General features: G+C 65.5%; 23 protein-coding genes. 20 read left to right on the top strand and 3 right to left on the bottom strand.

Annotated elements, in window-relative coordinates; translation table 11 throughout:
* The first annotated feature begins 8 nt into the window (after positions 1 to 8).
* The 9 genes from uppS (at position 9) to lpxA (ending at position 9,489) form a co-directional block, all read left to right on the top strand.
* Complete coding sequence (gene uppS, locus F622_RS0103505; protein WP_018145576.1) at positions 9 to 758, top strand: polyprenyl diphosphate synthase; 750 nt, start codon at positions 9 to 11, stop codon at positions 756 to 758.
* A complete protein-coding gene (locus tag F622_RS0103500) occupies positions 751 to 1,587 on the top strand; it encodes a phosphatidate cytidylyltransferase (protein ID WP_018951934.1) in 837 nt (278 codons plus the stop codon). The genes uppS and F622_RS0103500 overlap by 8 nt, the downstream gene beginning before the upstream one ends.
* Before the next feature lie 21 nt (positions 1,588 to 1,608).
* Positions 1,609 to 2,811 carry a 1-deoxy-D-xylulose-5-phosphate reductoisomerase gene (gene ispC / locus F622_RS0103495; protein ID WP_018176723.1) on the top strand — a complete coding sequence of 401 codons (1,203 nt, stop codon included), beginning with the start codon at positions 1,609 to 1,611 and terminating at the stop codon, positions 2,809 to 2,811.
* Positions 2,808 to 4,169, top strand: a complete 1,362-nt coding sequence (gene rseP, locus F622_RS0103490; protein WP_018176724.1) for an RIP metalloprotease RseP — start codon at positions 2,808 to 2,810, stop codon at positions 4,167 to 4,169. The genes ispC and rseP overlap by 4 nt, the downstream gene beginning before the upstream one ends.
* A 72-nt stretch (positions 4,170 to 4,241) precedes the next feature.
* Positions 4,242 to 6,575, top strand: a complete 2,334-nt coding sequence (bamA, locus tag F622_RS0103485; protein ID WP_369773122.1) for an outer membrane protein assembly factor BamA — start codon at positions 4,242 to 4,244, stop codon at positions 6,573 to 6,575.
* Between the two features lie 44 nt (positions 6,576 to 6,619).
* Entirely contained in the window at positions 6,620 to 7,123 is a 504-nt protein-coding gene (locus F622_RS0103480; RefSeq protein ID WP_019571340.1) for an OmpH family outer membrane protein, read from the top strand.
* Positions 7,101 to 8,114 carry a UDP-3-O-(3-hydroxymyristoyl)glucosamine N-acyltransferase gene (lpxD, locus tag F622_RS0103475; protein ID WP_019571339.1) on the top strand — a complete coding sequence of 338 codons (1,014 nt, stop codon included), beginning with the start codon at positions 7,101 to 7,103 and terminating at the stop codon, positions 8,112 to 8,114. Before F622_RS0103480 ends, lpxD begins: the two co-directional genes overlap by 23 nt.
* Positions 8,115 to 8,215: 101 nt before the next feature.
* Complete coding sequence (fabZ, locus tag F622_RS0103470) at positions 8,216 to 8,710, top strand: 3-hydroxyacyl-ACP dehydratase FabZ (protein ID WP_018145583.1); 495 nt, start codon at positions 8,216 to 8,218, stop codon at positions 8,708 to 8,710.
* Positions 8,707 to 9,489: an acyl-ACP--UDP-N-acetylglucosamine O-acyltransferase gene (gene lpxA / locus F622_RS0103465; RefSeq protein ID WP_018169862.1), complete on the top strand. Its 783-nt coding sequence runs from the start codon at positions 8,707 to 8,709 to the stop codon at positions 9,487 to 9,489. The genes fabZ and lpxA overlap by 4 nt, the downstream gene beginning before the upstream one ends.
* 67 nt (positions 9,490 to 9,556) lie before the next feature.
* Here the strand turns inward: lpxA and lpxB are convergent, their stop codons facing one another.
* From lpxB to F622_RS0103450, 3 genes are read right to left on the bottom strand one after another with little or no spacing between them, the layout of a single operon-like run.
* Positions 9,557 to 10,723 carry a lipid-A-disaccharide synthase gene (gene lpxB, locus F622_RS0103460; protein ID WP_018169861.1) on the bottom strand — a complete coding sequence of 389 codons (1,167 nt, stop codon included), beginning with the start codon at positions 10,721 to 10,723 and terminating at the stop codon, positions 9,557 to 9,559.
* A gap of 40 nt (positions 10,724 to 10,763) precedes the next feature.
* Positions 10,764 to 11,861: a DegT/DnrJ/EryC1/StrS aminotransferase family protein gene (locus F622_RS0103455; RefSeq protein WP_018169860.1), complete on the bottom strand. Its 1,098-nt coding sequence runs from the start codon at positions 11,859 to 11,861 to the stop codon at positions 10,764 to 10,766.
* Positions 11,858 to 12,871 carry a Gfo/Idh/MocA family protein gene (locus tag F622_RS0103450; RefSeq protein ID WP_018176730.1) on the bottom strand — a complete coding sequence of 338 codons (1,014 nt, stop codon included), beginning with the start codon at positions 12,869 to 12,871 and terminating at the stop codon, positions 11,858 to 11,860. Before F622_RS0103450 ends, F622_RS0103455 begins: the two co-directional genes overlap by 4 nt.
* Positions 12,872 to 12,990: 119 nt before the next feature.
* Between F622_RS0103450 and rnhB the strand changes: the two genes are divergently transcribed.
* From rnhB to kdsA, 11 genes are all read left to right on the top strand, one after another.
* Positions 12,991 to 13,599, top strand: a complete 609-nt coding sequence (gene rnhB, locus F622_RS0103445) for a ribonuclease HII (RefSeq protein ID WP_018145588.1) — start codon at positions 12,991 to 12,993, stop codon at positions 13,597 to 13,599.
* A complete protein-coding gene (gene dnaE / locus F622_RS0103440) occupies positions 13,596 to 17,069 on the top strand; it encodes a DNA polymerase III subunit alpha (RefSeq protein WP_018169858.1) in 3,474 nt (1,157 codons plus the stop codon). The genes rnhB and dnaE overlap by 4 nt, the downstream gene beginning before the upstream one ends.
* Before the next feature lie 99 nt (positions 17,070 to 17,168).
* A complete protein-coding gene (locus F622_RS0103435) occupies positions 17,169 to 18,134 on the top strand; it encodes an acetyl-CoA carboxylase carboxyltransferase subunit alpha (protein WP_018145590.1) in 966 nt (321 codons plus the stop codon).
* Positions 18,135 to 18,210: 76 nt separating this feature from the next.
* Positions 18,211 to 19,407 carry a tRNA lysidine(34) synthetase TilS gene (gene tilS, locus F622_RS0103430; RefSeq protein ID WP_019571338.1) on the top strand — a complete coding sequence of 399 codons (1,197 nt, stop codon included), beginning with the start codon at positions 18,211 to 18,213 and terminating at the stop codon, positions 19,405 to 19,407.
* A 98-nt stretch (positions 19,408 to 19,505) separates the two neighbouring features.
* The gene (locus F622_RS0103425) at positions 19,506 to 20,231 is read left to right on the top strand and encodes an ABC transporter substrate-binding protein (protein WP_018169856.1); all 726 of its coding nucleotides are present in this window, start codon (positions 19,506 to 19,508) and stop codon (positions 20,229 to 20,231) included.
* Complete coding sequence (locus F622_RS0103420) at positions 20,224 to 20,814, top strand: SiaB family protein kinase (RefSeq protein ID WP_018145593.1); 591 nt, start codon at positions 20,224 to 20,226, stop codon at positions 20,812 to 20,814. The genes F622_RS0103425 and F622_RS0103420 overlap by 8 nt, the downstream gene beginning before the upstream one ends.
* Complete coding sequence (locus F622_RS0103415) at positions 20,814 to 21,206, top strand: DUF1987 domain-containing protein (protein ID WP_018169855.1); 393 nt, start codon at positions 20,814 to 20,816, stop codon at positions 21,204 to 21,206. Before F622_RS0103420 ends, F622_RS0103415 begins: the two co-directional genes overlap by 1 nt.
* Positions 21,207 to 21,265: 59 nt before the next feature.
* Positions 21,266 to 22,072: a GGDEF domain-containing protein gene (locus tag F622_RS0103410; RefSeq protein WP_019571337.1), complete on the top strand. Its 807-nt coding sequence runs from the start codon at positions 21,266 to 21,268 to the stop codon at positions 22,070 to 22,072.
* Positions 22,072 to 23,748 carry a PP2C family protein-serine/threonine phosphatase gene (locus F622_RS0103405; RefSeq protein ID WP_019571336.1) on the top strand — a complete coding sequence of 559 codons (1,677 nt, stop codon included), beginning with the start codon at positions 22,072 to 22,074 and terminating at the stop codon, positions 23,746 to 23,748. Before F622_RS0103410 ends, F622_RS0103405 begins: the two co-directional genes overlap by 1 nt.
* A 106-nt stretch (positions 23,749 to 23,854) precedes the next feature.
* On the top strand, positions 23,855 to 25,522 hold the full coding sequence (locus tag F622_RS0103400; protein WP_026331529.1) for a CTP synthase: 1,668 nt from the start codon (positions 23,855 to 23,857) through the stop codon (positions 25,520 to 25,522).
* Positions 25,523 to 25,583: 61 nt separating this feature from the next.
* The gene (kdsA, locus tag F622_RS0103395; RefSeq protein WP_018169851.1) at positions 25,584 to 26,426 is read left to right on the top strand and encodes a 3-deoxy-8-phosphooctulonate synthase; all 843 of its coding nucleotides are present in this window, start codon (positions 25,584 to 25,586) and stop codon (positions 26,424 to 26,426) included.
* Positions 26,427 to 26,453: the final 27 nt, after the last annotated feature.

Genomic DNA, 26,453 nt, shown 5'->3' with positions numbered 1-26,453 from the left:
CGCAGGCGATGCCGGTTACTACTTCACCCAGCGAGGCGCTCCCTGCGCACGTGGCCATCGTCATGGACGGCAACGGGCGTTGGGCCGAGGCCCGAGGTCTGAGTCGTTCCGAAGGCCACCGGGCGGGGCTGGAGGCGACGCGGCATGCCGTGCGGTTTTTCGCCGAACAAGGCGTGGGCACCCTGACGCTGTTCGCCTTTAGCAGCGAGAACTGGGGCCGCCCGCGCGAAGAGGTCGAGGCACTGTTCGATCTGTTTGTGTCCGCCATCGAGGCGGAACTCCCGGAGCTGATCGAGCGCGGGATCGCGCTCACCTTTATTGGCGATCGCGCAAGCTTCCCGTCGGATCTGCAGACGCGGATGGCGGAAGCCGAGCAGGCCTCTGCCGCCAACGAGGGTATGCGGGTTGTCGTGGCACTGGGATACGGTGGCCGCTGGGACATCTTGCAGGCGGCCCGCCGCTGGGTAGCCGCCGGCGATGAAGGGGCGAATCCCGAGACTTCTTTCGCCGGCTATTTGAGCACGGCCGGGATGCCGGACGTCGATCTGTTGATCCGCACCGGCGGCGAACGCCGCATCAGCAACTTCCTCCTGTGGCAGGCGGCGTATGCCGAGTTGCTCTTCATCGAGACGTTCTGGCCGGACATCACAGCCGATGATCTGCGACAGGGCCTGGCGTGGTATGCGAGTCGCCAGCGGCGTTTCGGCTGCGTGACCGGAGCCGCGGAGGCAAGTGCGCGGGAGGTGCCGAGTGCTTAAACAACGGATTCTGACCGCCGCGGCACTGGGTTTGCCGGCGCTGGCCCTGGTGGCCTGGGGCCCGAACTGGGCGGTGCTGGCGCTGGTCGCGCTGGTCCTCGGGTTGGCGACCTGGGAGTGGGGTGGACTGGCCGGGCTCGAAACCCCTTTGGCACGTGGTGCGCTGGTGGCGGCCGTGGTGGTTCCCGTGGTTGCGCTTGGTCTGGCGCCGGTTGCGGGGTTGCACTACCTGATCCTGGGCCTGGTGTTGCTGTGGTGGCTGGTGATCCTGTTGCTGTTGCCGTTTTATCGCGAGTGCGAGACGGCCGCGCCGGCATCCCGTCGGACCCTCTTTGCGGTGGCCGCGATCATGACGTTGGTGCCGGCGGGAATGGGCCTGGTTTGGCTGCATGCCCTGGCGCCGTTGCTGGTGGTCTATCTGGTGGTGCTGGTTGGCCTCGCCGACACCGGGGCGTATTTCGCCGGGAAGGCGTTCGGGCGCAACCCGCTGGCGCCGCATATCAGTCCGGGGAAGACCCGCGAGGGCTTGCTTGGCGGTCTGCTGACGGTGCTGGCCTTCGCGATCGTGGTAGCGGCCGTTTGGGGCCTCGAGCCGATGGACGCGATGGTGTTCTTGCTGCTGTCGGTGCTGATCGGCCTGGTCTCGGTTGTGGGGGACCTGTTCGAGAGCATCCTGAAGCGACAGGCTGGCGAGAAGGATAGTGGTTCCTTGCTGCCGGGCCACGGGGGTATTCTGGACCGGTTCGACAGCATGGTCGCGGCGGCTCCGGTTTTCCTGGCCGGGTTGCTGTGGCTGGCGCTGATTCCGGCCCCGCCGGTGGCGGCATAGCGCGAACGGACGCAGGTACCCATGAAGACGACGCAGATCACCATTCTCGGATCAACCGGCAGCATCGGGTTGAGTACGCTCGATGTCGTGGCGCGTCAGCCGGAACGCTTCCGCGTGTATGCCCTGACGGCGCATTGCAATGTGGAGCGCATGCGCGCGCAGTGCCTCGCCCACCACCCGGAAGTGGCCGTGATGGTCGATCCCGACGCCGCCGAGGCCCTGCGCACGGCTTTGGCGGCGGTCGGTTCGCGTACCGAGGTGCGGGCGGGTGCGGAGGCCCTGGCTGAGGTCGCCCGGGAACCCCGGGTCGACGCGGTGATGGCGGCGATCGTGGGCGCAGCCGGGCTGTTGCCGACGCTGGCCGCGGCCGAGGCGGGCAAACGGGTGCTGCTCGCCAACAAGGAGGCGCTGGTCATGTCCGGGGCCTTGCTGATGGATGCCGTGCGCCGCTCCGGTGCCTGTCTGCTGCCGATCGATTCCGAGCACAACGCGATCTTTCAGTGCCTTCCCAATGGCTACGTCTGCGCCGAGTCGGTGACACCGCACGGGGCACGCCGGATCTGGCTCACCGCATCGGGGGGGCCGTTTCGCGACCGTCCGCTGGACAGCTTTGCCGGGATTACGCCGGACGAAGCCTGCGCCCACCCCAACTGGGATATGGGGCGCAAGATCTCGGTGGACTCGGCGACCATGATGAACAAGGGGCTCGAGGTGATCGAGGCCTGCTGGTTGTTTGCCGTGGCGCCCTCGACGATTCAGGTGGTACTTCACCCGCAGAGCATCGTGCATTCGATGGTGGCCTACGATGACGGGTCGGTGCTCGCGCAACTCGGCAACCCCGACATGCGCACACCGATCGCCCATGCGCTGGCCTGGCCCGAGCGTATGGAGTCGGGCGTTGAACCGCTGGATCTGCTTACGATGGGCAAGCTGGAATTCTCCGAGCCGGAAGCGGCGCGTTTCCCGGCGCTCGGTCTCGCCTACGCGGCACTGGAGCGTGGAGGGACGGCCACCGCGGTTCTCAACGCCGCCAATGAAGTGGCGGTGGATGCCTTCCTGGGAGAGCGCCTGGCCTTCAGCGAGATCCCGGCGGTGATCGCCACGACCCTGGAGGCGATCGAGGCCGAGGCGGCCGATTCGCTGGAGCGCGTCCTGGGGGCGGACCGGCGGGCTCGCGAGGTCGCGAGCGAGTATGTCGCGAACGCACGACCCGTCCTGTCATGACGTTCCTGACGAGCCTGCTGGCGTTTGCGGTGGCCATTGGCGTACTGGTGACCGTGCACGAATATGGGCACTACCTCGCCGCCCGTCTGGTGGGGGTGAAGGTGCTGCGCTTCTCGGTGGGTTTCGGCCGGCCGATTTTCAAGCGCTACTTCGGGCGGGACCGGACGGAATTCGTGATTGCCGCATTGCCGCTGGGTGGCTACGTGAAGATGCTCGACGAGCGCGAGGGTCCGGTGGCGGAGGAGGAGGTCACGCGCGCCTTCAACCAGAAAGGTCTTGGGGCCCGTACATTCGTGGTGTCGGCCGGTCCGGCGGCGAATTTCCTGCTGGCGATCCTGGTATACGCCGTGATGTTCATGGTGGGTGTGGGCGGGATCAAGCCCATTCTCGGCGAGGTAGCGCCGGATACGCCGGCCGCCGAGGCGGGCCTCGAGCGGGGGCAGGAGATTCTGCGGGTGGGCGATCGTGAAGTGGCGGACTGGGAGCAGGCCAACCTGCGACTGCTGGACCATGCGGTTCGCGGCGAGGCGGTCACCCTGCTGCTGCGGGGCACGGACGGTCGAGAGATCGAGCGGGAGGTGGATCTGCGGGATCGCCAGGCGTTGCTGGCAGAGGGGCAGTTCCTCGACAAGCTGGGGTTGCAGCCCTATCGGCCGATGCTGGAACCGCGGATCGGTGCCGTCGAGGGTGGGAGCCCGGCGGCGGCGGCCGGACTGGAGGTCGGGGATCGTGTGCTGGCAGTGGACGGCGAGCCGGTCGCGGACTGGAATCGCTGGGTCGAGGTGGTGCGTGCGCATCCAGAAGCCGATCTGCGGGTCACCGTGGAGCGCGACGGGCGCACCCTGGAACTACGGATGACGCCGGAGGCGACGGATCACGAGGGGGTGGCCATTGGCCGTATCGGCGCGGGCGTGGATACGGATCAATCGGCGGCACGCGACATGGCCGTACTGGTGCGCCAGGGTCCGGGATCGGCATTTGTCTCGGGGGCGGAGCGGACGTGGGATGTGACCGTCCTGACACTGGGCATCCTGTGGCGAATGATCACCGGGGATGCGTCGGTTAAAAATATCAGCGGACCGGTTACCATAGCCGAGTTTGCGGGGGTCTCGGCATTGATCGGGATTTCGGCGTTCCTGGGATTTCTCGGGCTGGTGAGCGTGTCGCTCGGGATCATCAATCTGCTGCCGATCCCGATGCTGGATGGCGGCCATTTGCTGTACTACGCCGCCGAGGCGGTGAAGGGCAGCCCGGTGTCGGAGCGCACCCAGATAATCGGTCAGCAGGTGGGTCTGCTGGCGATCGCGGGGCTGATGATACTGGCCCTGTACAATGATTTGACACGACTGTTCGGTTAGGCGAAGGCACACTGGAGCGCATCCCGGGTGCCTCGATCAGCCCACCGAACGGCCTATTTTTTGGCGGAGAGCATGGCGCGAAACAGCTTGAGAGGAATGGCCCTGGTCGGTTTGCTGGGCCTGGCGGGGACGGCCTGGGGCCAGGCCTACGAGATCGAGGATATCGAGATCGAGGGGCTGGAACGGATCACCGCCGGTACCGCGCTCAGTTATCTGCCCGTGCAGGTTGGGGATACCTTCGACGACAATCGCAGTCCGGAGGTGATCCGCGAGCTGTTCCAGACCGGCTTCTTCGACGATGTGGAGATTGCCCGGCGCGGGGATGTCCTGGTTGTGATCGTCTCTGAACGCCCCGCGATCAACGAGATCAATTTTTCCGGTAACCGGGATATCCCCGACGAGGGCTTGCGCGAGGCGCTGGATTCGGCCGGCCTGCGTTCCGGGCGGGTATTCAACCGCACGATGCTGGACCGCATCGAGAGCGAGCTGCGCCAGCAGTATTTCGCGCGCGGACGCTACAACGTGCAGGTCGATGTGGAGATCGTGGAACTGCCGCGTAACCGCGTGGACATCGAGATCGACATTACCGAAGGGCCGGTGGCCAAAATCCGCCAGGTCAATGTGGTGGGTAACGAGAGCTACTCGGGTCGTGAACTGACCCGGCGTTTCGAGTCCGGCGTGCCACGCTGGTGGGCCTTTTTCAGCCGGCGGGACAATTACTCGCGCGAGAAGCTGTCCGGGGATCTGGAACAGCTCCGTTCGCATTATCTGGATCAGGGTTTCCTGGAGTTCGATATCGACTCCACTCAGGTGACGCTGACGCCGGATCGGCGGGATCTGTTCATCACGATTAACGTCGACGAGGGCGATCGCTATACGGTGACCGGTGTGGATCTCGCCGGGGAGTTCGTGATCCCGCGGGAGGAGCTGGAGAGCCTGATTGACGTGGACATCGATGCGCCGTTTTCGCGCAGCCAGGTGACCGAATCCGCCGAACGGATCAGCGAGCGCCTGACTCGGGAGGGTTTCGCATTCGCCAACGTGAACCCGGTGCCCGACGTGGACGAGGACAACCGCGAAGTGGCGATCACGTTCTTCGTCGACCCGGGCCCGCGCGTCTATGTTCGGAACATCCGGATCACCGGCAATCAGAACACCGAGGAACGGGTGTATCGCCGCGAGATGCGGCAGATGGAGAGTGCCTGGTACAACGGGGCATTGGTCGAACGTTCCCGGGTGCGTGTCCAGCGGCTGCCGTTCGTCCAGAGCGTGAACGTGGAGACCGAGCGGGTCGCCGGCACCGATGACGAAGTGGACCTGAATATCACCGTGACCGAGCAGCAGTCCGGGGCCTTGTCGCTGGGCGCCGGGTTCTCGCAGAACCAGGGGCTGCTGCTGACCGCGAGCCTGACACAGGACAACTTCCTTGGGACCGGCAATCGCTTCTCCACCGAGGTGAGTACCAGCAAGGTCAACCAGCTGTTCCGCATGAGCGTCACCAATCCGCACTTCACCCCCTCCGGTGCGAGTCGCGGGTTCTCCGTGTTTTATCGCAAGATCGACGCCGAGGAGGCCAACATCTCGCGGTATTCATCCAACCGCTTTGGCTTCGACGTGACCTACGGAATTCCGCTGTCGGAGTTCGACCGGATTCAGGTGCGACCGGGTTTCGAGAACATCGAAATCGAGATGGTCGAACGGTCCGACACTCGTATCGGAACCCCGGACGAGATCATCGACGAGCTGGACGAATTTGGCGATTCCGCGAACCTCTACAAGCTCGAGACCAGCTATGTCCACGATACGCGGGACAGCACGACCTTCGCCTCGGAAGGCCGTCGCCATCGGGTCGGCCTGGAAGTCACGGTGCCGGGCAGTGACCGCGAGTTCTACAAGCTCACCTATTCGGGCCAGGAGATCTTCCGGCTGTCCGATCGGTACTCCTTCAGCCTCTCCGCCGGACTCGCGTATGCGGATGGCTACGGAGGGGATGACGTTCCGTTCTACGAACGGCTGTTTGCCGGGGGCATTCGCTCGGTCCGCGGCTACGAGGACAACCAGCTGGGCGATCTGCGACCGATCCGCGATGGTCAGGTGGCGACGCGCGATTCCAATGATGATCCCTACGGTGGGCGGTTCCGGACTACGCTGTCCGCGGAATTGTTCTTCCCGATGCCGTTTGCGGCCGACAACGATGCAGTTCGCATGAGTACCTTTGTGGACGCGGGGAATGTGTTCCATGATGTGTCGGACTTTGATACCAGCGAGTTGCGGGCATCGGCGGGTGTGGCGGTGACCTGGTTCTCGCCGGTGGGGCCGCTGAGCTTCAGCGTGGCCGAGCCGTTCAACGATCAGCCGGGTGACGAGCTGCAGCGCTTCCAGTTCCTGCTGGGGGCCAGTTTCTGAGGATGATCGATGCAAGCGCATCGGGAGGCGTCATGAGATCCGGGATGGCCTGGTTCGCGGCGGTGATTCTCGTCGCCAGCGGATGGCTGGTAGTACCCGCTGTCGCCGGGGCGCAAAACGTCGCATTCGTGACGATGAACCGGATTCTCGAGGATTCGCCGCAGGCCGAAGAGGCCATGCGCGAACTGGAGCGCGAGTTCTCGCCGCGCGATTCGGAGCTGGTGGCGGAGCGTGAGGAGCTGCAGCGGCTGCGTGACCGGCTGGAACGTGACGGGGACCTGATGAACCCATCGGAACGGGCGGACCTGGAGCGGGAGTTCTCGCAACGTTCGCGCGAATTCCGGCGGGCGCAGGAGAGCTTCAGCGAAGACCTGAACGTACGCCGCAACGAGGAGCTGGCCAAACTGCAGCGACGGATCAACGATGCCATCGTCGATCTCGCCCGGGAACGCGACATCGATCTGATCCTGACCGAGCGCAACGTGCTGTATGCCAGCGACCGGATCGACATCACGGACGACATCCTTGCCACAATGCAGCGAGACTGACGGCGGGTATTCGGCCCGCGAGCTGGCCGAGGCGCTGGGCGGGCAGCTCACGGGAGATGGCCAACGCCGCTTCACCGGGTTGAGCCCGCTGGCCACCGCGGGCCCCTGCGATCTGAGTTTTGTGACGGACGCCGGGCGTCATGCCGAGGCCCTGGCGGCGAGTGCCGCGGGTGTGGTCCTGGTGCCGGAGGCCGCGGGCCTGCAAGCGACGTCTTCCCGAACCCTGATCCACCTGGATGATGTCTATCTGGGCTATGCGCGAGCGAGTCAGTGCCTGGGCAGGCCGCGTCGGGCACGGCCTGCGGGTGTCCATCCGGGTGCGTTTGTCGATCCCGAGTCGTCGGTTGCTCCCGACGCATTCGTGGGACCTGGGGCGGTGATCGGGGCAGGGGCTACGGTGGGGCGCCAGAGCGTCGTGGAGGCGCACTGCGTGGTGGGCGAGGGGGTGACGGTGGGGGCCGATACCTTCCTGCACCCCCGGGTGACCCTGCTCGAAGGGGTCGAGGTGGGGGATCGCTGCATCCTGCACAGTGGTTGCGTGATCGGGGCCGATGGCTTCGGATTCGCGCCTGCGGGCGAACAGGGTTGGGAGAAGATCGAACAGCTGGGCCATGTCGTGATCGGTTCCGATGTGGAAATCGGAGCGAATACGACCATCGATCGCGGGGCGTTGCGCGCGACGCGGATCGGGAGGGGTGTAAAGATCGACAACCTGGTTCATGTTGCCCATAACGTCGAGATTGGCGACCATACAGCCATTGCCGGCTGTGTGGGGATTGCGGGCAGTGCCCGGATCGGCGCGCATTGTGCAATCGGGGGCGGTGCCGGGATCCTGGGCCACCTGTCCATCGTGGATCACGTCACCATTCACGCGATGACCCTGGTCACGCGCTCCATTACGCGGCCGGGTCACTACGCCTCTGGAGTCCCGCATCAAGAGGCCCGGTTGTGGAATCGCATGCTGGCCCGACTGCGCCGTCTGGCGCGTTAGGCGATCGAGGGGCGATCGATCGGCCCTGGTAGTAACTGGCCTTGCCGCGTGTGGGGAGGCCGAGTCGAACGTCGTATTGCACGTCCCGCGCAGCGGTCCGGATGCGGCACAACAAGATCAAGAGAAAGGACACCGGCGTGGATGACTTTAATGTCCAGGAGATCATGCGCTACCTGCCGCATCGTTACCCGTTCCTGATGGTGGATCGGGTGCTGGAGTGGGAGGCGGGCAGCTATCTGACGGGGATCAAGAACGTCAGCATCAACGAACCGTATTTCCAGGGGCACTTCCCGATCAAGCCGGTGATGCCCGGGGTTCTGATCCTCGAGGCCCTGGCACAGGCCACCGGCCTGCTTGCGTTCAAGACCGAAGAGGCGCGTAACGAGAACCAGGACAAGCAGCAGTTGTACCTGTTTGTCGGGATCGACGAGGCGCGCTTCCGGCGCCAGGTGGTACCCGGCGATCAACTCCACCTGCGGGTGGATCTGAAGCGTACGGTGCGGGGTATCTGGCGCTTCGACGCGGTCGCGAAGGTGGGCGACGACGTGTGCGCGACGGCGCAGCTCATGTGTTCCGGTCAGGAAATCCCGGCGTGATCGATCCGCGCGCGGACGTCCACCCCAGCGCCGAGATCGACAGCTCGGTGACGATCGGGCCGTTCTCGGTCATCGGTGCCAATGTGAAGATCGGCGCGGATACCTGGGTGGGCCCGCATGTGGTGATCAACGGACCGACCGAGATCGGGCGGGAAAACCGAATCTTTCAGTTCTCCTCGATCGGGGAGGAGCCTCAGGACACCAGCTATCGGGGTGAACCCACGCGGCTGATCATCGGCGATCGCAACGTGATTCGGGAGTCGGTAACGCTGCACCGCGGAACCGAGAAGGGGCTGGGTGAGACGGTCATCGGGCACGATAACCTGATCATGGCGTATGTCCACATCGCGCACGACTGCACCATCGGGAACGGCATCATCTTCTCCAATGCCACTTCGCTTGCCGGACACGTGGAGATCCAGGATCACGCAACGCTGGGTGGGTTCACCCTGGTGCATCAGTTCTGTCGCGTGGGTACCTACGCCTTCACCAGCATGGGTGCGGCGCTGAACCGTGACCTCCCGCCGTATTGCCTGGCGAGCGGCAACTATGCGCGGCTGATCGGGATCAACAAGGTTGGCCTCAAGCGCAACGGTTTCTCCAATGACGCCATCCAGGCGCTCCACCGGGTATTCATCCAGGGAATGCGTGGACGCGCCGGACGCGAGAGTCATCTGGACGCCATGTTCGAGGAGACCGAGGTGCCCGAGGTGCGCAACCTGATCGCATTCGTGCGCGGCAGTCGCCGCGGTATCCTGCGCGGCGGTCGTCCGCACTGACGCAGTCGCCGCGGGACAGGACCCTGCGTGCTGCCCAAGCGTTTGCTCCCCAAACGAACCGTCGCCCTTAAATGGGCTTCTCGCCGTCCCTTAGTTGGCCGTGGTGCAGGAGTTCGTGCGCCATTTCGGCCACGCGGCGGTCGGCTCCACCATTGCCCAGGCGAACGCGCACCTGCGCCAGGCGATCACGCATCGCTTCCAGGGCCTCGGGCCGGTCGATGAGATCCGCGGCATCGCGCGCCAGACGTTCGGCGGTGGCATCGTGTTGCAGGTACTCGGGCACCAGGCGCTCGCCGCCCACGATATTGACCAGGGCGATATTCTCGACCCGTACGAGCCGCGAGAAGACCGCGTGGCTCAGGGCCCCCATGCGGTAGAAGACCAGCATGGGGGCCCTGAGCAGACCGGCCTCCAGGGTTGCGGTGCCGGACGCAATCAGCAGTAGGTCGGCCCCGGCCATCAGGGAATGGGTTCCTGCGTCCCCGCCCACGAAATGCAGGGGCAGGCCGTCAGACGCGGCTAGGGCCCCCAAGTGTTCGGTGGTGACTCCCGGCGCCATGGAGGCCACGAACTGGATGTCCGGGTGCGATACGTGGAGGCGGCGGGCGGTGTCCACGAGCATGGGCCAGTGGCGCTTCAGTTCGCCGTTGCGGCTGCCGGGGAGAAGACCGACCAGGCGCGTATTGGCCGCGAGGCCAAGCTGTTCGCGAATCGGCTGTTTGGGCGGCTGCACCCGGTCCACAAGCGGGTTTCCGACATAGCGTACTGGCACCCCGGCCTTCTCGTAGACGTCGGTCTCGAAGGGAAAAAGTACCGCCATCGCGTCCACGCTGCGCTGGATGCGCTTGATCCGGCCCGAACGCCACGCCCACAGTTGCGGGCTGACATAGAACAGCACGCGGATACCGAGGCGGCGGGCGTGGGCAGCCAGGCGCAGGTTGAACTCCACGTAGTCCACCAGGACCAGCAGGTCCGGGCGGTGGGTCTCCAAATGCTGGCACATGCGCCGGAACAGGCGGCGCAGGCGCGGGTAGTTGACCAGCACATCGACCAGGCCCACCACGGCCAGTTCGGAGACGTCGATCAGGGTGTCGACCCCGGCGGCGCGCATCTGCGTCCCGCCCATGCCCGTGTAGCGGAGACCGGGCTCCAGTGCCGAGAGTTCGTGGACCAGCCCCGCCCCGAGTGCGTCACCGGAGCTCTCGCCGGCGCAGATCACGACATGCTGCGTCATGACCGGTTGAGGCCCCCTGTGTAAGCGATGTGGCGTGGCGTCACGCGAGGGCGGCGCGGATCTTCCCGCAGATCATGTCGATGGTCGCATCCTCGAGTTCCGGGAACACCGGCAGGGACAGACAGCGCGCGGCGACGTCTTCGGTGACGGGCAGCGATTCCGGCCGGTTCGGGAGATCGGCGAAGGCCTTTTGCTGATGCAGGGGTACCGGGTAGTAGATCGCGCAGGCGACGTCCGCAGCCTTGAGGGCCTCCATGATCGCGTCGCGATGATCGGTCAGCAGCGTGTACTGGTGGTAGACGTGGACCCCGATGCCGTCCTCGAACGGCACTTCGACCGGCAGCCCGGCCAGGCCATCGCGATAACGTGCCGCCACCCGGCGGCGTTCGGCGTTGTAGGTGTCGATATGCGGCAGCTTCACCCGCAGGATCGCCGCCTGCATCTCGTCCAGGCGGCTGTTGTAGCCGATCTCGTCGTGGTAGTAGCGCACGCTGGAACCGTGGTTGCGCAATCGGCGCAAGGTATCGGCGGCAGACGGGCAGTTGGTGGTCACCAGACCCCCGTCGCCGAAGGCCCCGAGGTTCTTGCTGGGGAAGAACGAAAAACAGCCGAAGGCGGTGGCCGCGCCGGTCTGTACGCCATCGACCGTCGCGCCGAAGGACTGTGCGCAATCCTCGACGATCAACACCTTGTGTTTCTCGGCGATGGCCTGCAGGCGCGGCATGTCGGCCGGCTGGCCGAACAGGTGGACCGGCAGGATCGCGCGGGTGCGCTCGGTGATGGCCGCCTCGACCTGGTCCGGGTCGATGTTGAAGGTCCGCGGGTCGATGTCCACGAATACCGGGTCGGCCCCGACATAACGGATGGCTTCGGCGGTGGCAATGAAGGTAAACGGGGTGGTGATGACCTCGTCGCCCGGGCCGATGTCGGCCGCGGCCAGCGCCAGATGCAGGGCATCCGTGCCGGAGGCACAGGTGATCGCGTGTTCCACGCCCAGGTACTCGGCGAGCTCCTGCTCCAGGGTCTGCACGTTGGGGCCGAGGATAAAGCGCGCACCGGCAAGCACCTCCTGTAGCGCGGCATCGATTTCGGGGCGCAGGGTCTGGTACTGGCGCTGCAGGTCGACCATCGGGATCACGGCTTGACTCCTGTGGGGTTCGCGTCGAGGTGGCTGTGCGGGCCGTCGGCCCGGCTCATGATGTTCAGGTTCTCGTAGACCAGGTCGGTGATGCGGCTGGCCGTCTCCAGGGCGCGCTGGCCGTCGCGGCCACTGACCACGACCGGTCCCTGACCGCGCACGGCGGCCACGAAGGCCTGGATCTCGGCTAGCAGGGCGTCGGCCTCGTCGAAGACACTCTCCTCGCGGTGGATCGCGGGGGCCCCGGTCTCCGGGTCGGGCTCGCCGATGTGGTTCAGCGACAGGATGCGGTTCTGGAAGTCCACCGAGGCGTAGGCATGCGACTGGAAGATGCGCATGCGGCGCTCGGACTTGGTGCTGATGCGGCTGGAGGTCACGTTGGCTACGCAGCCGTTGGCGAATTCCAGCCGGGCATTGGCGATGTCGATGTCGCCGGTCAGCACGCGGGCGCCGGAGGCGCGAATGTCGGTCAGCGGGGCATCCACCAGCGACAGGATGATGTCGATGTCGTGGATCATCAGATCGAGCACGACCGACACGTCGGTGGCGCGCGGCTTGTAGGGTGCCAGGCGGTGCGACTCGATGAACCGCGGGTGCAGCGGGGTCTCGGTCAGTCGGCGCAGTGCGGCATTGAAGCGTTCCAGGTGCCCGACCTGGAGGACCACGCCCTGTTGCTCGGCGATCTGGTTCAGCGTCTCGGCCTGCTCCAGGGTGGCGGTAATCGGCTTCTCGACCAGAACATGACAACCGGCCTCGAGGAAGTCCCGGGCGATGTCGAAGTGCAGGGTGGTCGGCGCGGCGATGGAGACCGCATCGACCTGACCGATCAGGGCGCGATGGTCGGTCTCCGCGCGGCAGCCGTGCTCCGCCGCGACGCGGCTGGCGGTTTCGGAATCGGCATCGACTACGGCAACCAGTTCGGTGTCCGGCAGCGCGGCGTATTTGGCGGCATGCCATTTGCCAAGATGGCCCACGCCGATGGCGGCGCAGCGTAACGGAGATTGGGACATGAGTAGGCTCGGATCCGGAGGGGGTGTGCTAGGATTTTCGGCGCTATTGTAACGGATCCCCGGCGCGGCGCATGTTCGCGTTCGGGCGATTGCCCGCAGTTCACCGTGGTGGAGACTCCATGTCCGATTTAGAGGCAGCGCAGCGCTACGTCGCCGGCGTGGACGAAGTGGGGCGCGGGCCGCTGGCCGGGCCGGTCGTGGCGGCCGCCGTCATCCTGCCGGAAGGCTACACCTGCCCCGGCTTGACCGACTCCAAGAAGCTCAGCGCGAAACGCCGCGAGACGCTGGACGTGCAGATCCGTGCCGACGCGCTGGCATGGTCGCTGGGCCGGGCCGAGGCGGCGGAGATCGATGAACTGAACATCCATCATGCGACGCTGCTCGCCATGCAGCGAGCGGCGGCCGGGCTCGCCATCGCGCCGGCACATCTGCTGGTGGACGGGCGCTTCACACCGCAGGGTCCCTGGACTGCCGAGGCGATCGTCGGCGGGGATGGCTCGGTGGCTGCGATCAGCGCCGCCTCCATCGTCGCGAAGGTGGCGCGCGACGGCTGGTTGCGCGATCTGCATCACGACTACCCCGATTACGGCTTCGATCGCCATTCCGGCTACCCCACGGTGGCGCATCGCGAGGCCCTGGAACGGTTGGGGCCGTGCCCGCAACACCGCCGTAGTTTCGGCCCGGTAGCGCGTGCGCTGGCGGCCCGTGAACAGGAGATGGGGGCATGAGCGAAGGCCATCCCGGTTTCGTACACCTGCGGGTGCATTCGGAGTATTCCCTGATCGACGGGCTGGTCCGCCTCAAGCCACTGGTGAACGCGGTGGTCGAGGGCGGGATGCCGGCCGTCGCGGTAACCGATCACTGCAACCTGTTTGGGCTGGTGAAGTTCTACCGTGCCGCGATCGCAAAGGGTGTGCAGCCCATCATCGGTGCGGACGTTCTGGTGCGCGATGCCCGCGCCGACGGCAGCCTGGCGCGCATGACCCTGCTGGCGCAGAACGATCCGGGTTACCGCAATCTGACCCGGCTGATCTCGCGCGCCTGGCAGGAAGGCCAGGAAAAGGGCATTCCGCGGGTGGACTGCGCCTGGCTGGATGCGGCCGCCGAGGGCCTGATCGCATTGTCTGGCGGGATCGACGGGTTATTCGTGAACGGTTCGGGGGCTGCGCGCGCGCTGTTGGCCGAGGATCTCGAGCCGTGGATGCAGCGCTTCCCGGGTCGCTTCTATCTGGAACTGGTGCGTAGCGACCGCCCGGGCGAAGAGGCCTGGATCGAACAGGCGCTGGCCGCGGCCGAGGCCTTCGATCTGCCGGTGGTGGCCACCAATGATGTTCGCTTCCTGCGGCCCGAGGACTTCGAGGCCCACGAGGCGCGCGTCTGCATCCATGACGGCGTGACCCTGGACGACCCGCGACGCCCGCGCCGTTACTCGGAGGCGCAGTATCTGCGTACACCCGAGGAGATGGCGGAGCGGTTCGCGGATATCCCCGAGGCCCTGGCCAACAGTGTGGCGATCGCGCGGCGCTGTTCGGTGAGCCTGACCCTGGGCGAGTCGGTCCTGCCGGACTTCCCGGTTCCCGAGGGCTATACGGTCGAAGACCACCTGCGCGAGACCTCGGCGCAGGGGTTGGCGGGGCGTCTGGAGCGCTTCTGCTTCGCGCCGGCGGCGGATTACGAGGCGCGCTTGCAGCGCGAGCTGGACGTGATCTGCCAGATGGGTTTCCCCGGGTACTTCCTGATCGTGGCGGACTTCATCCAGTGGGCCAAGGACAATGGCATCCCCGTGGGCCCGGGTCGTGGCTCCGGTGCGGGTTCTCTGGTGGCCTATGCGCTGGGCATTACCGACCTGGATCCATTGCGTTACGATCTTCTGTTCGAGCGTTTTCTCAACCCTGAACGTGTCTCCATGCCCGACTTCGATGTCGACTTCTGCATGGAGCGACGCGACGACGTGATCGACTACGTCGCCGAGCGCTACGGGCGCGACAAGGTCTCGCAGATCATCACCCACGGCACCATGGCCGCCAAGGCGGTGGTGCGCGACGTCGGGCGTGTGCTGGGCCATGGCTACGGTTTCGTCGACCGCATTGCCAAGCTGATCCCGTTCGAGCTGGGCATGACCCTGCAAAAGGCCCTGACCGAGAGCGCGGACCTCAAGACGCAGTACGACGAAGACGAGGAGGTGCGCGCGATCATCGATCTCGCGCAGAAACTCGAGGGCCTCACCCGGAACGCGGGCAAGCATGCCGGCGGGGTGGTGATTGCGCCGTCCGCACTGACGGATTTCTCCCCGCTGTACTGCGAGGACGACGGCGGCTCGCTGGTGACCCACTTCGACAAGGATGACGTCGAGGCGGTCGGCCTGGTGAAGTTCGACTTCCTCGGTCTGCGCACGCTCACCATCATCGACTGGGCGGTGGACAACATCCGCAAGATGGATGCCGCGGTACAGGTCGATCTCGACGCCATCCCGCTGGATGATCCCGAGACCTTCCGGCTGCTGAAGGACTATCAGACCACCGCCGTGTTCCAGCTGGAATCCGGTGGCATGAAGGACCTGATCCGCCGCCTGCAGCCGGACAGCTTCGAGGAGATCATCGCGCTGGTGGCGCTCTACCGCCCGGGCCCGCTGCAGTCGGGCATGGTGGACGACTTCATCGACCGCAAGCATGGTCGTGCCCAGGTGGAATATCCGCATCCGGATCTGGAACCCATTCTCCAGCCCACCTACGGCGTGATCCTGTATCAGGAGCAGGTGATGCAGATCGCCCAGGTGCTGGGCAATTACACCCTGGGTGGTGCGGATCTGTTGCGCCGCGCGATGGGCAAGAAGAAGCCCGAGGAGATGGCCAAGCAACGCGAGATCTTCCTCGAGGGTGCACTGGGGCGCGGTGTGGATGAAGGGGTTGCGACCTACATCTTCGACCTGATGGAGAAATTCGCGGGCTACGGCTTCAACAAGTCGCACTCCGCGGCCTATGCCCTGGTTGCCTACCAGACCGCCTGGCTCAAGGCGCATTATCCGGCGCCGTTCATGGCGGCGGTGCTGTCCGCGGACATGGACAACACCGACAAGGTGGTGGGGCTGATCGAGGAATGCCGCAATATGGGCCTGGAGGTCCTGCCGCCGGACGTCAATCAGTCGGACTACCGCTTTACCTGCCACGACGCGCAGACCGTGGTCTACGGCCTGGGCGCGATCAAGGGCGTTGGGGAGTCGGCCATCGACACCCTGCTCAAGGCGCGCGGCGAGGGCGGTGAATTCCACGGGCTGGTGGACCTGTGCCAGCGGGTGGATCTCGGCAAGCTGAACAAGCGTGTGCTGGAGACGCTGGTGCGCGCCGGCGCGATGGATCGGATCGGCGCCAACCGTGCGACGCTGCTGAACGACATCCCGATGGCGGTCGCGGCAGCCGAACAGAGCGAGCGCAATGCCAATCTGGGTGTGGTGGACCTGTTCGGGGATCCGGCTGCGGCCGTGATCCCGGATAGTGCGACCCTGGCCGAGATGGAGGACGACGATCGTCTGCGCGGCGAGAAGGACACCCTGGGGCTTTATCTGACCGGCCACCCGGTGGAGCGCTACCGCGCCGAGATGCTGCGCCTGACCGGCACCACGCTGCAGGCGCTGGAGGCCAAGCTGGAGGATCGCCCGGACGAGCCCCAGGGCCAGAAATGGCGGGGCAAGCAGGAAACCGTGCGCATCGCCGGTCTGATCGTCGGGGTGCGAGTGCGCAACACGCAGAGCGGGCGCATGGGCATCGTCACCCTGGACGACCGCAGCGGGCGGGCCGAGGTAGTGTTGTTCAACGACGACTTCACTACCTACAAGGACCGCCTGGAGCCGGATGCCCTGCTGGTCGCGGAGGGTACGGTCACGCTTGACGACTATGCCGGCGGGATCCGTATGCGGGCCCGTACCGTGTACAGCCTGGATGAAGCGCGGGTCCAGTGGGCCCGCGCGCTGCACCTGTGCCTGGAAGGGGTGGTTCCCGAGCAGGTGGCCCATCTGCGCGGGCTGATGGAGCCGCATCGTGAGGGGCCTTGCCGCGTGCACCTGTGCTATCGCCGTGACGGGCTGGAGGCGGATATCAGCCTGCCGGAGGGATGGACCATCCGCCCGGACGAGCGGCTGTTGCGCGGCATTCAGCAGTCGTTGGGTCCGGGTTGCGAGGCCGAGGTGCTCTACGGCCGGTAGGTGGAGCAAGGCATCACCGGTCCGGGAGCGGGGATCGCCGCAATTGGTTACAATTCGCGTCCTTCGTCGGTATCCACAACCAAGTCTTCGGGACCCTGCATGAATCCGGACTTTCTCGACTTCGAACAGCCCATTGCCGAACTGGAAGCGAAGATCCGCGATCTGCGCTATGTCGGCGACGATGCCGAGGTCAACATCCAGGAAGAGATCCAGCGCCTGGAAGGCAAGTGCCGGTCGTTGACCGAGAGCATCTTCGCCAAGCTGACCCCGTGGCAGGTCTCGCAGATGTCGCGGCATCCGCGGCGACCCTACACCCTTGATTACATTCCCGACTTGTTCGACGAGTTCGAGGAACTGCATGGCGACCGGGCGTTTGGCGACGACCCGGCGATCGTGGGCGGCGTGGCGCGCCTGGACGGACGGCCGGTGATGCTGATCGGGCACCAGAAGGGACGCCAGACCCGCGACAAGGTCTACCGCAACTTTGGCATGCCGCGTCCGGAGGGCTACCGCAAGGCGCTGCGCTTGATGGAGATGGCCGAGCGCTTTCGCATGCCCGTGCTCACCTTCATCGACACGCCGGGTGCCTACCCGGGGGTCGGGGCGGAAGAACGTGGCCAGAGCGAGGCGATCGCGCGCAACCTGCGAGTGATGGCGCGCCTCGACACGCCGATCATCGCCACGGTGATCGGCGAAGGCGGCTCCGGTGGGGCCCTCGCGATCGGGGTGGGCGACGCCACCCTGATGTTGCAGTACTCGACCTACTCGGTGATTTCGCCGGAGGGCTGTGCCTCCATCCTCTGGAAGAGCGCCGAAAAGGCCTCGGAGGCCGCGGAGGCCCTGGGCATCACATCGGAACGGCTGCGCGAGCTGGGGCTGGTGGACCGCATCGTGCCGGAACCCCTGGGAGGTGCCCACCGCGACCCCGACACCATGTCCTCCAGTCTGCGCGCCGCGCTTCTGGAAACCCTGGACGGCCTGGAAGGGCTGGACCCGGGCAAGCGCCTGGAGCGGCGCTATCGCCGGCTGATGGATTACGGTGCCTTCCAGGAAGCCGCTTCCTGATCCCGGTGCCGGGGCGCTCGATCCTGTAGCCGCGGCGCTGCGGGACTTCCTCCAGGCGCATCCCGGCTATCGCCAGGTGCGCATCGCCTTCAGTGGCGGTCTCGACTCGACCGTGCTGCTCCACGCCGCGGTGCGCCTGGGTATCCCCAACCTCGAGGCCATGCACGTGGATCATCGCCTGCGTCCGGACTCCGGCGAGCAGGTCGAGCACTGCCGCGCCTTTGCACAGGCACTGAACTGCCCGTTCCGGCTCCGTACCCTCGGCTCACTCGACACCCGTGCCCTCGGCGTGGAGGCTGCGGCGCGCGAGGCACGCTACGCGATGCTGCGCGAAGGGCTGGACGCTACGGGCATCATCCTGGCCGCGCAGCATGCGGACGATCAGGCAGAAACGTTCCTGCTGGCCGCCCTGCGCGGCAGCGGGCCCGAAGGGCTGCAGGCCATGCGGCCGCTGCGCCGCGAGGGCGAGACCTGGCTGGGGCGACCCTTGCTGGGCCTGCCCCGCGAGGCACTGGCCGCCTTGGCGGAGCAGGAGGGCCTCGACTGGTATGACGATCCCAGCAATCAAGATCCCCGATTCGACCGCAATTTCCTGCGCCAGTCGGTGCTGCCCTTGTTGCAGGAGCGATTTGATGGCGCGGCCGGACTGGCGCGCGCTGCCGCCTGGCAGCAGGAGGCGGTCGGGCAATCCCGTCAGCACTTTTCCGGGCTACTGAAAGGGCTGCGAGACCCGCTGGACGGTAGCCTGGATCTCCGCGCCTTGCGCGCGCTCGACTCGAGTACCCAGCGCGGGCTGCTACGGCACTGGCTGCGCGAGCAGGGCCTTCGTGCGCCCGGCCACGACCGCCTGGGCGAATTCCTGCGCCAGGTCCTCGTGGACAACCCCGAGGCCTCCCCCGCCGTGGAATGGGATGGCGGATGGATGCGGCGTTATCGCGATCAGCTGCACGCCGGGCCGAAGGAGGAGGCTGCGGGTCCGCCGCCCGAACAGCCCTGGCCGGCCGGTCAGCCGGAACTGATTCTGGCAGACGGGCGCCGCCTGACCCGGGAGATGCTGCCGCGGCTCGGCGTTGACCGCGAGGCCGCCCTCACCGTTAGCTATCGAAGCGGGGGCGAGGTGGTCGCCACCCCCGCCGGGCGCCGATCCCTGAAAAAGCTGATGCAGGAGCGCGGGATCGCCCCCTGGGAACGCAACCGGGTTCCGCTTTTGTGTCAGCTGGATGGAGCGATTGTGGCGGTGCTCTGGCCCGGGTTGGTTCACGCTGGGAGTTGACGCGCCTGTCCAAATCGGACAATTCTTGGGTCGTATTCAGGGGTGCGGGTGAGCGGTACGTGACAGGTTTCGCGGCACAATGCGGACGACGTACGGGCATGGGGGTGCTGGCGGCCGGGATGTTGCTGGCCGCGCCTCTGGCCGCGGACTCGCTGATGCTCACGACCGAGAGCTACCCCCCGTTCAATTTCGAGACCGAAACCGGCGAGCTGGACGGGATCTCCATCCGGGTGATGGATGCCCTGCTGGATGTCGCCCAGGTGGACGCCGAGATCCGCCTGCTGCCGTGGAGTCGGGCCTACGCCGAGGCTCAGTCGGACCCTGGTACCTGCGTCTTTTCCACCACGCGCACCTCCGAACGTGAAGACCTGTTCACCTGGGTCGGTCCTCTCGTGGAAAACCAGTGGCATGCGTTCGTGCTGGAGGGGTCCGATGTGGACGCGCAGTCTCTGGAGGATCTGGAACGCTACCGCGTCGGGGGCTATCGAGACGATGCCGTGGCGCTCTTCGTTGAGGGCCGGGGCATCCCCGTGGATACCGCACCGAATGACCGGCTGAATGCGCGCAAGCTTGCGGCCAACCGGATCGATGTATGGGTCAGCGGTGAACATCTGGCCCCGTGGTATGCCCGTCAGGAGGGTATCGGTGAACTCCGGTCCCTGTTCGCCTTCAACGATACCGTGATGTCCCTGGCCTGCCACCCGGAAACCGCGCGAGCCCCGCTGGATCGCATGCAGGAGGAGCTGGATGCGATGCGTGCGGACGGGCGCTATGCGGCCATCGTGGAGGATGTCCTGGACAGCAATGGAGAGCGCAATGACTGACGCAGCCGAGGCCCGGACGGAATCGTCGGCCCTGATCGCCGAGGAGGTGCTGGGCTTTCAGCGCAACATGACGCGGCGCGGGATCATCTTTTCGTTCACTGGCTACATTTCCGAGGGCATCCTGAAGGCCCTGGGGGATGCACTGCGGCAGAAAATCCGACTGGAGTCCACCGATACGAAGACCGTGAACCGCGTCTTTTCCGTATTCGTGGAACAGGTTCAGAACGTGATTCGCTATTCAGCGGAGCGTATCGAGCACGACGCGGAGCCCCCCGTCGAGCTGAGCTCCGGGATGATTACCGTCGGGTCGGAAAACGGCCGCTTCTTCGTCATTTGCGGCAACGTGATCGGGCGCAAGGATGCCGACACCCTGGCCGTGCGCCTGCGTGAGCTCGCGGGCATGGACAGCGATGAGTTGCGCCGCTTTTACAAGGAAAAGCTGCGGGAGCCACCGGACGAAGGCAGCAAGGGTGGCAGCATCGGCCTGATCGAGATCGCACGCCGGGCAAGCGAGCCCATCCAGTTCGACTTTCAGCATCTCTCCGATGCGCAATCCTATTTTGTCCTGAAGGCCTATATCTGATGGCAGTCGTCGAGACCATTGAACACAAGGCAACCGACCGCACCCCGGCCGTCGTTTTCGATTTCGCGGCGGGGCAGTACCGGCTGTCCGGCGAGTCGTATCCGGAAGATGCCGCGAACTTCTACGGCCCGCTGACTCAGGGGTTGCGGCAGGCGATCGAGGACCGGGCCAGCGACGAGGTGGAGTTCACCGTGGAAATGATCTACTTCAACAGTTCGACTGCGAAGGCCTTGATGAACATGTTCCAGATCCTGGAAGAGGGCGCCGAGTCGGGTCTGAAGGTGCGGATCAACTGGTGTTACCACGATGACGACGAGACCATGGAGGAGTTCGGCGAGGACTTCTCCGAGGATTTCGAACACGCTGATTATCGAATGTGTCCGCTGACATGAAGGCCCCCTCCCGAGAGGACCCGATGGATCCTGCTACCCGGCCACGGGAGGGCCAGGAAATGGAGGGGCTCGCGGACTTCTCCCTGTTCGAGCAGGAAAAGTCCGTCATGCAGCGCTCCGAGCAGATGCTCGAGGCGCTGGATGCGGTAGGCGATGGCGTGAAGGTGCTCGCCAAGGCCTATTCCGAGAGCTATCGGGCGCAGCGTCGCATGATGCGCATGAGCGACCGCATGCAGGCGGATCTGCAGGAGGCCAACCGCCAGTTGCGTGAGCAGGCGGAGCACCTGGCACAGCTCAACAATGCGTTGTCCGACGAGGTGCGCGAGCGCGAGCGCCTGACAGCCGAGCTGGAGCGCCTGGCGCTGGAGGATGCCCTTACCGGCCTGTTCTCGCGTCGCCGGGTGATTGACTGCGTGGAGGGTATGGCGGATAGCGTCGGCGAGGAATCGCGTTCGCTCACCGTGATGATGCTGGATCTCGACGACTTCAAGGCGCTGAACGATACCCACGGCCATGCCGCCGGCGATTTCGCCCTCGAGAACTTTGCCGACATCCTGCGGGGCGAGCTGGGGGCGGAACAGTACGCTGGGCGCATGGGTGGGGAAGAATTCCTGGTAGTGGCGGCGGATCTGGATCCCGAAGAGGCAGTCGCACTGGCCGAGCGCATTCGCTCGTCGGTGGAGAATGCATCGCTGCACTGGAAGGACGAACCGCTCGCGCTGGCGGTTTCCATTGGTCTGGTCATCACCACGAACCCGTGGCCGGACGCGGGCGAGTTGGTGGCTCTGGCCGATGACCTGCTCTATCGGGCCAAGAACGAGGGGCGCAACCGTGTCATCGTGCAAATGCACGGCAAACACGGGTGATGGCGGGCGGCACCCGCCGGAATCGTAGCCTGGTCGCCAAGCTGGCCGTCGCCACGCTGCTGGCGGCGCTGGCGCTGAGCCTTCTCAGCAGCGCCTATGTCATTGCCTCGGACTGGCATGCCTTCCGGGCCGAGACCGGGGAACAGATCGACCGACTGCAACGCCTGGTAGAACCACCCGCCGCCGAGGCGGCCTTCCAGTTGAGCGCCGCCCAGGCCGACTCCCTGGTCCAGGGCCTGCTGGTATTCGATAAGATCCGACGGGTCGAGATCCTCGACGACTTTGGCAACACCCTTGCGGAGGATGCCCAGGAACGCACCCAGACCGGTGGCGAATGGGCGCACTGGCTCTTCGGTGATCTGCAAACCCATGAGCGTGAGCTGCGCCACCCTGATACCCGCGGAAATATCCAGGGCGTGGGCGTCCTGCGCGTGGAACTGGACCCTGGCGTGCTGGGGCGGGCCTTCGTCAACCGTCTGCAGACCGGGGTCGTGACCAGCGTAACCCAGGCGGTGATCGTCTCTCTGGTGGTGGTTGTACTGTTCTATCTGCTGATGCTCCGTCCGATGTTGAAGATTTCGCGTGCGGTGGCGGAGACCGACCCGGAGCAGCCCGCGCACTGGCCGAGGCCGCGCCTGGGCCATCACGAAAACGATGAGCTGGGGGCGCTGGGGCGTTCGCTGGATCGTTTGCTGCGGGCCTTTCAGGCGGGGCTGGACGCGCGCGACGGGGCCCGGGGCGAGCTCAAGGCCCTGAATGCGGACCTCGAGCGGCGCGTCGAGGACCGCACCCGGCAGTTGGAGGCCGAGAAATCCGAGACGGAACGGGCACTGGCCAAGGTGGACGAGGCCAACCGTGAGCTTGAACGCAGTAATCGCCTGGTGGTGGAGAGCATCCGCTATGCCCGCCGCATCCAGACCGCCATGCTGCCGGACAAGCATGCCCTCGATGGTCACATGGACGAGGTGCAGATCTACTGGGAGCCTCTGCACCTGGTGGGTGGCGACTACTTCTGGGTCGAGGCCATCGACGGACACAGCATCCTGGTGGTGGCGGACTGCACCGGCCACGGTGTACCGGGTGCATTCATTACCCTGGTGGTGGCCTCGGCGCTGGATCGCATCCTGCACGAACACCGCTTGCTGGAGCCCTCGGCCATCCTGCGCGAGATGGACCGACTGGTACGCTCGCGGTTGCGTCAGGATGGCTATGACTCCGACTCGGACGACGGGCTGGAGGCCGCGGTCTGCGTGTATCGTCCGGAGGACCGCAAGCTGGCCTTTGCCGGTGTCGGGCTGCCGTTGATGATCGACCGCGACGGCGAGATCGAGGAGATCCGGGGCGTACGCGGCGGCCTTGGCTACCGCAGCCTGGAACCGGCCCAGCCCGTGGACCACGAGGTCGACGTGGAGCCGGGCACCGAATTCTTCCTGATCACCGATGGCGTGCACGATCATGTCGGCGGAGAGCCGCCGCGATTGTTTGGTCGGCGGCGGTTGCGCCAGGTGCTGACGGACAAGAGTGGCCGCGATCTGTCGGCCAAGATCGATGCCGTGGTCCGGGTGCTGGAAGATTATCGCGACGGCGAGCCGCGGCGTGACGATATGACCCTGGTGGCCTTCCGGCCGTTGTCATCCCGGGCTGGAAACGAGGCACTGCCCCCACCTTCCGATTGAGCGGGGGCGGGTGCTCTGGTACTCTCTCAGGGGTTTTCCGCCTGCCCCGGATTGTCGTGTGCGAACCGGGGCAGGGTGCTTGTCAGCTCCCAGCCAGGTTTCCCGCATGACGCGTTTTGTTTTCATTACCGGAGGCGTGGTCTCGTCTCTGGGCAAAGGTATTGCATCCGCCTCACTGGGGGCGATCCTGGAGGCGCGTGGCCTCAAGGTGACGCTGCTCAAGCTGGATCCGTACATCAACGTGGATCCGGGCACCATGAGCCCATTTCAGCATGGCGAGGTGTTCGTCACCGATGACGGCGCCGAAACGGACCTGGATCTCGGGCACTACGAGCGTTTTGTGCGCATTCGCACCTCGCGGCGCAACAATTTCACCGCCGGGCAGATCTACGAGAACGTGATCCGCAAGGAGCGTCGCGGGGATTATCTCGGCGGCACGGTGCAGGTCATCCCGCACATCACCGACGAGATCAAGCGCTCGATCCACGAGGGGGCCGGCGACGCCGACATCGCCCTGATCGAGATCGGCGGCACGGTCGGTGACATCGAATCCCTGCCGTTTCTCGAGGCGATCCGTCAGATGGGCGTGGAGCTGGGACACGACAACGCCCTGTTCATGCATCTGACGCTGGTGCCGTATATCGAGGCCGCCGGCGAGATCAAGACCAAACCGACCCAGCACTCGGTCAAGGAACTGCGCTCCATCGGTATCCAGCCGGATATCCTGCTGTGCCGCTCCACCCAGGCGATCCCCGAGGGTGAACGGCGCAAGATCGCGCTGTTCACCAACGTCGAGGAGAAGGCGGTCATCTCTGCAGTGGACGTAGACAACATCTACAAGATCCCGCTGTGGCTGCATTCGCAGAAGCTCGACGAGATCGTGCTGCGCAAACTCCATATCGAGGTCCCGCAGGCCGATCTTTCGGACTGGAAGCACGTGGTCAATGCCATGGAGTTCCCGGAGTCCGAGGTGACGGTCGGCATGATCGGCAAGTACGTCGATCTGACCGAGTCGTACAAGTCGGTGAACGAAGCCCTGACCCACGCGGGCATCCAGGCGGGTACCCGGGTCCGGATTCGCTATCTCGATTCGGAAAAGCTGGAAGGGGCCGAGAACGAGGCCGTTCGCGAACTCGAGGGCCTGGATGCCATCCTCGTTCCGGGTGGCTTCGGTGAACGCGGCGTGGAGGGCAAGATTGCCGCGGTGCGCTACGCCCGCGAGAACGATGTGCCCTATCTTGGAATCTGCCTGGGCATGCAAGTGGCGGTCATCGAATTTGCGCGCGATGTGGTCGGGCTGGAAGGTGCGCACAGCACCGAGTTCGCCCCCGACACGCCGCATCCCGTCATCGCGCTGATTACCGAGTGGCAGGACAAGGAAGGCCGCATCGAGCGGCGCGATGCCGACAGCGACCTTGGTGGCACCATGCGTCTGGGCGCCCAGAGCGCGCGTCTGGCCCCGGGGTCACGCATTGCCGAGGCCTATGGTCGCGAAGAGGTGGGAGAACGCCATCGGCATCGCTTCGAATTCAACAACGCCTATCGTGAACGCCTGGAGGCCGCAGGCCTTCGACTCTCCGGGGTCTCGGAATCCGGCGAACTGGTAGAGGCCGTGGAGCTGGCCGACCATCCGTGGTTTGTGGGTTGCCAGTTCCACCCGGAATTTACCTCGACCCCGAGGGATGGCCACCCGCTGTTCACCGCGTTCGTGTGTGCCGCCCGGGATTACCAAGATGCCCGCGAACCGGAAACCACCACGGCGCTGACGGAATAGGCGCCCGTTCACTTTTTTGTGGCCGCACCCGGAGGGTGATGGCCACCAGACAGGACAGAGCATGCAGCTTTGCGGTTTTGAAGTCGGCCTTGATCGGCCCTTTTTTCTGATTGCCGGCCCCTGCGTCATCGAATCCGAGGCCATGGCCCTGGAGACGGCTGGCGCGCTGAAGACGATGGCGGACGATCTCGGCATTCCGTTCATCTACAAGTCCTCGTTCGACAAGGCCAACCGGTCGTCGACGAAGAGCTTCCGCGGGCTGGGCATGGAAGAGGGCCTGCGCATCCTGGACAAAGTGAAGTCGGAGATCGGCGTGCCGATCCTGACGGATGTCCACGAGGACACTGCGCTGGACGAAGTCGCCAGTGTTGTTGATGTGCTGCAGACCCCGGCCTTCCTTTGTCGGCAGACCAACTTCATCCAGAACGTTGCGCGTCAGGGCCGGCCGGTGAATATCAAGAAGGGCCAGTTCCTCGCACCCTGGGACATGGGCAATGTCGTGGACAAGGCCCGCGAGGTCGGTAACGATCAGATCATGGTTTGCGAGCGCGGGGTCTCGTTTGGCTACAACACGCTGATCTCCGATATGCGCGGCCTGGCCCAGATGCGTCAGACCGGCTGCCCCGTGGTCTTCGATGCGACGCACTCGGTGCAGCAACCGGGCGGGCAGGGCGCCTGCTCCGGTGGGCAGCGCGAATTCGTGCCGGTGCTGGCACGGGCGGCGGTGGCCGCTGGCGTATCCGGCCTGTTCATGGAGACCCATCCGGATCCCGAGAAGGCCCTTTCCGACGGTCCCAATGCCTGGCCGCTGCCGAAGATGGCCGAGCTGTTGCAGACGCTCAAGGCGCTGGACGCCGCCGCCAAGGCGCAGCCGTTTGCGGAAGCGGAGTACGGTCTCGGTTAACGACCGAAAGAATCGATAAAACGTCCC

Origin of the sequence: Thioalkalivibrio sp. ALMg3 (genome assembly GCF_000381225.1) — a bacterium.
Taxonomy (GTDB): Bacteria; Pseudomonadota; Gammaproteobacteria; order Ectothiorhodospirales; family Ectothiorhodospiraceae; genus Thioalkalivibrio; species Thioalkalivibrio versutus.
The sequence above is the reverse complement of the archived record's forward strand: the minus strand, read 5'-3'. Positions and strand labels throughout refer to the sequence as shown.

What these genes read in the sequence shown, in the direction of transcription:
- F622_RS0103405 (WP_019571336.1), top strand. Translation starts at nt 22,072, where the DNA reads ATGGCGGGCGGCACCCGCCGGAATCGTAGCCTGGTCGCCAAGCTGGCC.
- F622_RS0103435 (WP_018145590.1), top strand. Translation starts at nt 17,169, where the DNA reads ATGAATCCGGACTTTCTCGACTTCGAACAGCCCATTGCCGAACTGGAA.
- F622_RS0103480 (WP_019571340.1), top strand. Translation starts at nt 6,620, where the DNA reads ATGGCCTGGTTCGCGGCGGTGATTCTCGTCGCCAGCGGATGGCTGGTA.
- lpxB (WP_018169861.1), bottom strand. Translation starts at nt 10,723, where the DNA reads ATGACGCAGCATGTCGTGATCTGCGCCGGCGAGAGCTCCGGTGACGCA.
- bamA (WP_369773122.1), top strand. Translation starts at nt 4,242, where the DNA reads ATGGCGCGAAACAGCTTGAGAGGAATGGCCCTGGTCGGTTTGCTGGGC.
- fabZ (WP_018145583.1), top strand. Translation starts at nt 8,216, where the DNA reads ATGCGGCACAACAAGATCAAGAGAAAGGACACCGGCGTGGATGACTTT.
- F622_RS0103410 (WP_019571337.1), top strand. Translation starts at nt 21,266, where the DNA reads ATGGAGGGGCTCGCGGACTTCTCCCTGTTCGAGCAGGAAAAGTCCGTC.
- kdsA (WP_018169851.1), top strand. Translation starts at nt 25,584, where the DNA reads ATGCAGCTTTGCGGTTTTGAAGTCGGCCTTGATCGGCCCTTTTTTCTG.
- rseP (WP_018176724.1), top strand. Translation starts at nt 2,808, where the DNA reads ATGACGTTCCTGACGAGCCTGCTGGCGTTTGCGGTGGCCATTGGCGTA.
- F622_RS0103450 (WP_018176730.1), bottom strand. Translation starts at nt 12,871, where the DNA reads ATGTCCCAATCTCCGTTACGCTGCGCCGCCATCGGCGTGGGCCATCTT.
- F622_RS0103400 (WP_026331529.1), top strand. Translation starts at nt 23,855, where the DNA reads ATGACGCGTTTTGTTTTCATTACCGGAGGCGTGGTCTCGTCTCTGGGC.
- rnhB (WP_018145588.1), top strand. Translation starts at nt 12,991, where the DNA reads ATGTCCGATTTAGAGGCAGCGCAGCGCTACGTCGCCGGCGTGGACGAA.
- F622_RS0103415 (WP_018169855.1), top strand. Translation starts at nt 20,814, where the DNA reads ATGGCAGTCGTCGAGACCATTGAACACAAGGCAACCGACCGCACCCCG.
- uppS (WP_018145576.1), top strand. Translation starts at nt 9, where the DNA reads ATGCCGGTTACTACTTCACCCAGCGAGGCGCTCCCTGCGCACGTGGCC.
- dnaE (WP_018169858.1), top strand. Translation starts at nt 13,596, where the DNA reads ATGAGCGAAGGCCATCCCGGTTTCGTACACCTGCGGGTGCATTCGGAG.
- ispC (WP_018176723.1), top strand. Translation starts at nt 1,609, where the DNA reads ATGAAGACGACGCAGATCACCATTCTCGGATCAACCGGCAGCATCGGG.
- F622_RS0103425 (WP_018169856.1), top strand. Translation starts at nt 19,506, where the DNA reads ATGGGGGTGCTGGCGGCCGGGATGTTGCTGGCCGCGCCTCTGGCCGCG.
- F622_RS0103420 (WP_018145593.1), top strand. Translation starts at nt 20,224, where the DNA reads ATGACTGACGCAGCCGAGGCCCGGACGGAATCGTCGGCCCTGATCGCC.